Below are 6,446 nucleotides of genomic sequence, written 5' to 3'. Positions count from 1 at the left end.
CACGAACCGCCCTATCTGGTGGAGGGCGAGCACCTGCCGCTGGTGCCGGGGATGTGCGCCCGCAGGGCGCTCGCCGCCGCAGGCGGCAAACGACAAACCCTAAGAGAGGCTGCCCATGAAGGCGCAGGTCTCGAAGGGGCCGACGACCAGGACCGTCAGGTCCCGGCTGAGGTCGGTCATGCCCCGCCGGGCGGCCTGGTCGATCACCGAGATCAGGGCGAGCCGTTCGGCCTCGAACCAGTCAAGCGGCGAGGTGGTGAGCTGATCGAGCTCCGCCGGGTCCATCGGACGCCGGGGGGTGTCGCCGCGCACGAGGACGTGTTCGCGGCCGAACTCCCGGCGGCGCGCGTGCTCGGCGATCGTCAGCCAGCTCTCCAGGGCCCGCTCGACGGCCTCGCGCTGCCCGGCGGCGTCCCCCTGGGCCGCCTCCTGCTCCGCGAGCTCCCGCGCGTACAGCCGCAGCAGGTTCTGGAAGCGGTAGCGCGGCCGTCCGGTCGCGTCGAAGCCCGCCACCTGGAGCAGCCGGGCGTCCGCGAGCCGCTCCATCAGCCCTTCCGCCGTGAAGGTGTCCACGTCCAGCAGGGCCGCCCCCACCCAGCAGGTGAAGTCCGGGACGTCCAGCAGGGCGAGCCGGCGGAACAGCAGGGCGGCGGTGGGCTCCAGGGCGCCGTAGCTCCGCGCGAAGCAGTCGCGCAGCTGCGACTCCCCCGAGCTGAGCGCGTCCAGCCGCAGCCGCTCGTCGGCGAGCCTGCCGGCGAGGTGCCCGACGGGCCAGTGCGGCTTGGAGGCCAGCCGGGCGGCGGCTATCCGCACGGTCAGCGGGAGGCGGTCGCACAGCTCGACGAGCCGCTCGGCCTCCGGGCGCGCCGCGTCGACGCGCTGCGCGCCGATGACGTGGCCCAGCAGCTCGGTCGCCTCCGGCTTGGTGAGCGCCTCCAGGTGCACGGGCACGGCGCCGTGCCCGACGACCAGCTCTTCCAGCTGGCCCCGGCTGGTGACGACCACACCGCAGCGCGATCCGCCGGGGATGAGCGCCCGGATCGGGGCGAACGCGCGAACATCGTCCAGCACGATCAGGACGCGGCGGTCGGCGAGCACGCTGCGGAACAGCGCCACCCGGCCCTCCGCGTCCCCGGGGACGTCCGCGGCCGGGACGCCCAGGGAGCGCAGGAACCGGCTGAGCACCGCGTCGGCCGGGACGGTCCCGGGTGCCGCGCCGCTCTCCCCCAGGTCCGCGAAGAGCAGACCGTCGGGGAAGTGGCCCGCGGCGCGGTGGGCCCAGTGCACGGCCAGACCGGTCTTGCCGACCCCGGCCGGGCCGGTGATCAGCGCGACCGCCGGCGAGAGGTGGTCGCCCTGCGGGCGCAGCAGCGCGTCCAGCGCCTCCAGTTGCGCCGCCCGACCGGTGAAGTGGGCGACGTCAGCGGGCAGTTCCGCGGGCAGCACCCGGGGAGCGGCCTCGGGCTGCTGGGGTGCGGCCGCCGCCGGCGGGGCGGCGAGAGAGGGGTCGTCGCGCAGGATCGCGTCGTGCAGTTCCTGCAGGTCGGGCCCCGGTTCCAGGCCGAGCTGCTCGATGAACTGGGCGCGGCCCGTGCGGAACGTCTCCATGGCCTCGGCCCGGCGGCCGACGCGGTACTGGGCGAGCATCAGCGCGTGCCGGGAGCGCTCCCGCAGCGGGTGGTCACGGACGACGGTGACCAGGCCCGGGATGAGGTCCCGGTGGTGGCCCAGCTCTAACTGGGCGGCCACGTAGCCGTCGTAGGTGGCGAGCCGGACCTCTTCCAGGCGGGCGGACTCCTCCTCCACCAGCATCCCGGCCACCCCCGCGAGGGCGGGGCCGCGCCACAGGGCCAGCGCCTGCTCGTACAGGTGCGCCGCGTCGGCGGTGCGCCCCTCGCGGGCGGCTTCCTGGGCCTCGCCGGCCAGGCGGTCGAAGTCGACGCTGTCGACGTAGTGGTTCTCCAGATCGAGGACGTAACCGGGGTGGGCGGTCACGATGACCTCGTTCTCACACCCCTCGGCTTTGAAGCGCTTGCGCAGGGCGGCGATGCAGATCGCGACCTGCGTCCGTGCGGTGGCCGGTGGTTGGCCGTTCCAAACTGTTTCCACCAGAGTGTCGACTGAGACAATGCGTCCCGGATTCAGCAGCAGCAGCGCGATCATCGTGCGCTGCCGTGCCCCCCCTACGGTTATCCGGCGACCGTTCATGGTCACTGCCAAGGGACCCAGGATATTGAACCTGAGCTGTTCCCCCATAACTTCCCCCGAGCTCATCGACTGCGCAGCGAATTCGGCGCAGACAAAGATCACGTTACATGCCCGCCCCGGCACCCATACAAGCTGAGACGAGGATCACGCGGCGTCCGCTCAACCCCACCAAAGGTGCGGTTTGAGGCGGAAGTTCACGTGCGCCGGCCGTACTGGCGGACCGACAGCGGAACGAAGACGAGGAGCACGCCGCCGATCCACAACAGCGATCCGATGACGTTCGACGCGACTGGTCCGCCCACCAGGAGTCCCCGGCAGGCATCGACGACGAGCGTGGTCGGATTGATTTCTACAAAGGCCCGCAACCAGCCCGGCATGGTCGACGGCGGTGCAAACATAGAGCTGCCGAATTGAAGCGGAATCATCCAGAGAAAGCCCATCGACTGAACGGTCTGCGGACTGCGGATGACGAGCCCCACAAACGCGGCGATCCAGGACAGCGCAATTCCGTAGAGCAGAAGGAGCGCCATCGCGCCGAGCACCGCGAGAACGTTTGTGTGTACCCGGAAACCGATGAGGAAGGCGAAGGCGAGGATGACGACCTGGCCGAGCGCCAGCCGGCAGACGTCCGCCAGGATCCGGCCGGAGAGCACCGCCGAGCGGGCGATGGGCATGGACCGAAACCGGTCCATGACTCCTTTACTGAAGTCCATGTTCAGGGCCACACCGGTGACCTGGGCGGCGAAGCTGACCGTCTGCACCATGATCCCGGGGATCAGGTACTGCCGGTAGTCGGCCTGGCCGTTGCCGATCGCGCCGCCGAAGACGTAGACGAAGACGAGGGTGAAGACCATCGGCATGACGGTGGCGTCCAGCAGCTGGGCCGGGTCGCTCTTGATCTGCGTCAGGTTGCGCCGGGTGATCGCCAGCGAGTGGGTGACGGCCGACCGGAAGCCGACCCGGTGCTGCCCGGCCCGCGCCGGAGATTCGTGTTCCGCCCGGTCGGACGGGGGGAGCAGGGTCGCGGTCATGCGGTCCTCCGTGCTTCGGCCGGGGTGCCCGCGGTGAGCGTGAGGAACACTTCGTCGAGGCTGGGGATGTGGGTGTCGATGCCGTCGACGGGCACGCCGCTGTCGGCGAGCACCCGGACGGCGGCGGTGAGCTCCGCGCGCCCCTGGACGGGCAGCGTGATCAGGCCCTCCGCCGCGTCGGCGGTGGCGACCGCGCCCCCGGCGGCGGTCAGCCGGCGGGCCGTCGCGGCGAGGTCGGTGCCCTCGCCCGGGCGGATGCGCAGCACCTGGCCGCCGACGCGGGCCCGCAGCTCGGCGGGGGTGCCGGCGGCGATGACCTTGCCGCTGTCGATGACGACGATCGACTCGGCCAGGGCCTCGGCCTCCTCCATGTACTGCGTGGTCAGCAGGACGGTCGTGCCCTTGGCCACCAGGGCGCGGACGGTCTCCCACAGCTCGTTGCGGCTGCGGGGGTCCAGGCCGGTGGTGGGCTCGTCGAGGTAGAGCACCTCGGGCTCGCCGACGAGGCTGGCGGCCAGGTCGAGGCGGCGCCGCATGCCGCCGGAGTAGTCCCGGGGGAGCTTGCCGGCGGCGTCGGTGAGGCGGAAGCGTTCGAGCAGCTCGTCAGCCGCGGCGCGGGCGCGCCGCCGGGGCAGCTCGTAGAGGCGGCCGATCATGTAGAGGTTGTCCCAGCCGGGGATGTTCTCGTCCACCGAGGCGTACTGGCCGGTCAGCCCGATCCGCCGGCGGACCTCGTGCGGCTCCGCGGCCACGTCGAAGCCGGCCACCCGGGCCCGTCCGGCGTCCGGGCGGATCAGCGTGGAGAGCATCCGGACGACCGTGGTCTTGCCCGCGCCGTTGGGACCGAGCAGCCCGAGCACGCTGCCGGCGGGGACGCTCAGGTCCACCCCGTCCACCGCGCGGGCCGACCCGAATTCCTTGACCAGGCCCTCGACCTCGATCGCGGCCGTCATGGGCGGCGTCCGCGCGGGGTGGCGCGCCCGGGTCTCCCCGGAGGACGAGTGATCTGCATGGTGTGCCTTCCCGGGACGCTTTCGAACAGGTCTGTGCACACCAGACGCTAGGGCGAGCCCTTATCGCCCATGTATTGCCCGAGCTTCACCGGAGCCCCCGGACGCCGCCCGAAAACCGGTGCGCCGTCCGGTAGTTCGGGGCCTCTCGGAGGGCTCGGCGACGCGATCCGGGAGCAGATGCGGAGGCTCTTTCTCCGCTTCGGGCCGGCCGCCCGGGGCGGTGAAACGCGGCCAATACATGGGCGATAAGCGCTTCCCTTAGCGTCGGGAAGGCAGCTGTCTGTTTGCGTGGGCCCGGCCGAAGGTCTCTTGCGGCGCCCCTGGCAGATACTTTTCGTATGTGCGGAGGCCGAGCATGGAATGTGTCTTCTTCTTCCATGAACTGATTCCGCCCGGCACAGGTAGGTGGAGTGCATGACTCTTACCGGAATCGATTCTCCCGGAACGGGCCGGCCGACGGACGGACAGGAGGGCCGGCGCATTCTTTCCGAAGTCACGGACTGGCTCCGAGTGTTCCTGGCCCGCCCCCATCCGGACCTCGGCCGCAAGGGCGCCGTGTGCCCCTTCATGGAGCAGTCCCTGAAGCTGGGCCGCACCGCCGTCAGCAGTGTGGACGTCAGCGGGGCCCGCGGTCCGAAGCGGCTGGAGTCCCTCGCCCGGTCCGCCCTCGGCAGACTCGACGGGCCCCACGCGTCCGACGACGTCTACAACGCCTTCGTCATGGTCCCCGTCGGCCCGGACGCCGCCACCCGGCACCGGATCGTCGTCGACGTGCAGCAGGCCCTGAAGAAGGAAGCCGTCGCCGCCGGGAAGATGGTCGGCGAGTTCTTCCCCGGCCACCCGATGCCCGGCATCCATAACGAGGGGTTCCGGCCCCTCGACAGCCCCCACCCGGTCCTCGCCGTCCGCAGCATGGTGATCACCGACATCCTCTTCCTCACCTTCCCCGAGATACCCGTCGCCGACCGCCTCAGCTACCTCGCCGTGTGGCACGACCAGTTCGGCGGCGAGCCCGCCGAGCGCTGGAACGAGATCTACCGCACGGCCAAGGACCAGGCGGAAAGGGAGATCTGTGAGCTCGTCTGACCGCGAGCGCGAGCGCCTCGCCGCACTCTTCGACATCGCCCCCAGCCGCATCCTCTACGCGCTGAGCACCCTCGGCGTCGCCGACCGGGTCCCCGCCGGGGGCATTCCCCTGGACGAGCTGGCCGCCGCCCTGGGGGCGGACCCCGGGCGCCTGGCCCGCCTGGTGCTGGCCGCCCAGACCCTCGACGTCGTGCGCGTCGGCCCGGACCGCGTCGTCCACCTCACCGAGGCGGGCCTGCTGCTGCGCTCCGACCGGCCGGGCAGCCTGCGCGCCGAGTTCTCCGACAACTCCCTCTTCACCGCCTGGGGCCCCTTCGCCGAGTGCGTCACCACCGGCCGCCCCGCCTACGAGCTCGCCCACGGCGCCCCCGTCTTCGACCGGATCGGCCGCGACCCGCGCGAGCTCGCCACCTTCCACGAGCACATGCGCATGCGCGCCATGCAGCTCTACCGCCCCCTGCTCCCCTTCCTGCTGGAGCGCTGCGCCGGTGACGTGATGGACCTGGGCGGCGGCACGGGCGGCCTGACCGAACTGCTCCTGGGCCACAGCACCACCCTGAAGGTCACGCTCACGGACCTCCCCGAGGTCGTCGCCCTCGTCCCCGGCGAGCTCGCCCGCCGCCACCCCGGCCGGGTGGCCACCGTCGCCGCCGACCTGCGCGAGGGCGTCCCGGAGGGCTACGGCACCTACGTGCTCGGCAGCGTGCTCCACGACTGGCCCGACGAGCAGGCGCTGCGGATCCTGACCGGCTGCGCCCGGGCCATGGGCCCCGACAGCGAGCTGATCCTCCTGGAGCGCGTCCTGGACGAGACCGGGCCGGACGCACGCCGCATGGGCGACATCTGGATGATGGCGATGACCGGCGGGCAGGAGCGGACGGCTTCGCAGTGGGCCGCGTTGGCCGCGGCGGCGGGCCTGGCCCTGCGCGAGGTGCACCACGGTGACGGTGAGCTGTCCGCGGTGGTTCTGGGGCGGTAGGTCGGCTGCGGGCCGTTGTTGCCGCCTGCGGCGGCGGGCGCCCTGCGGGCGCGTCCTCAATCTCCCCCAGCTACCGCTGGGAGGTGCCCCCAGACGGGGGGTTTTGTGTGGGGGGCCGCACCACACCCC

General features: G+C 72.0%; 5 protein-coding genes. 2 read left to right on the top strand and 3 right to left on the bottom strand.

Annotation, left to right across the window (positions count from 1 at the left end):
• Positions 1–99 precede the first annotated feature (99 nt).
• The 3 genes from ABZ951_RS33285 to ABZ951_RS33275 form a co-directional block, all read right to left on the bottom strand.
• Positions 100–2,214 carry a BTAD domain-containing putative transcriptional regulator gene (locus ABZ951_RS33285; RefSeq protein ID WP_344089471.1) on the bottom strand — a complete coding sequence of 705 codons (2,115 nt, stop codon included), beginning with the start codon at positions 2,212–2,214 and terminating at the stop codon, positions 100–102.
• Between the two features lie 188 nt (positions 2,215–2,402).
• Positions 2,403–3,239 carry an ABC transporter permease gene (locus ABZ951_RS33280; RefSeq protein WP_344089459.1) on the bottom strand — a complete coding sequence of 279 codons (837 nt, stop codon included), beginning with the start codon at positions 3,237–3,239 and terminating at the stop codon, positions 2,403–2,405.
• Complete coding sequence (locus ABZ951_RS33275) at positions 3,236–4,192, bottom strand: ATP-binding cassette domain-containing protein (RefSeq protein ID WP_344089460.1); 957 nt, start codon at positions 4,190–4,192, stop codon at positions 3,236–3,238. Before ABZ951_RS33275 ends, ABZ951_RS33280 begins: the two co-directional genes overlap by 4 nt.
• 474 nt (positions 4,193–4,666) lie before the next feature.
• Here ABZ951_RS33275 and ABZ951_RS33270 point away from each other — a divergent pair, with 474 nt between their 5' ends.
• A complete protein-coding gene (locus ABZ951_RS33270) occupies positions 4,667–5,338 on the top strand; it encodes a DUF6875 domain-containing protein (RefSeq protein ID WP_344089461.1) in 672 nt (223 codons plus the stop codon).
• On the top strand, positions 5,325–6,317 hold the full coding sequence (locus ABZ951_RS33265; protein ID WP_344089462.1) for a methyltransferase: 993 nt from the start codon (positions 5,325–5,327) through the stop codon (positions 6,315–6,317). The genes ABZ951_RS33270 and ABZ951_RS33265 overlap by 14 nt, the downstream gene beginning before the upstream one ends.
• Positions 6,318–6,446: the final 129 nt, after the last annotated feature.

This window comes from Streptomyces sp. NPDC046215, assembly GCF_040646215.1.
GTDB classification, from domain to species: Bacteria; Actinomycetota; Actinomycetes; order Streptomycetales; family Streptomycetaceae; genus Streptomyces; species Streptomyces stramineus.
This window is presented reverse-complemented; position numbering and strand designations above follow the sequence as displayed.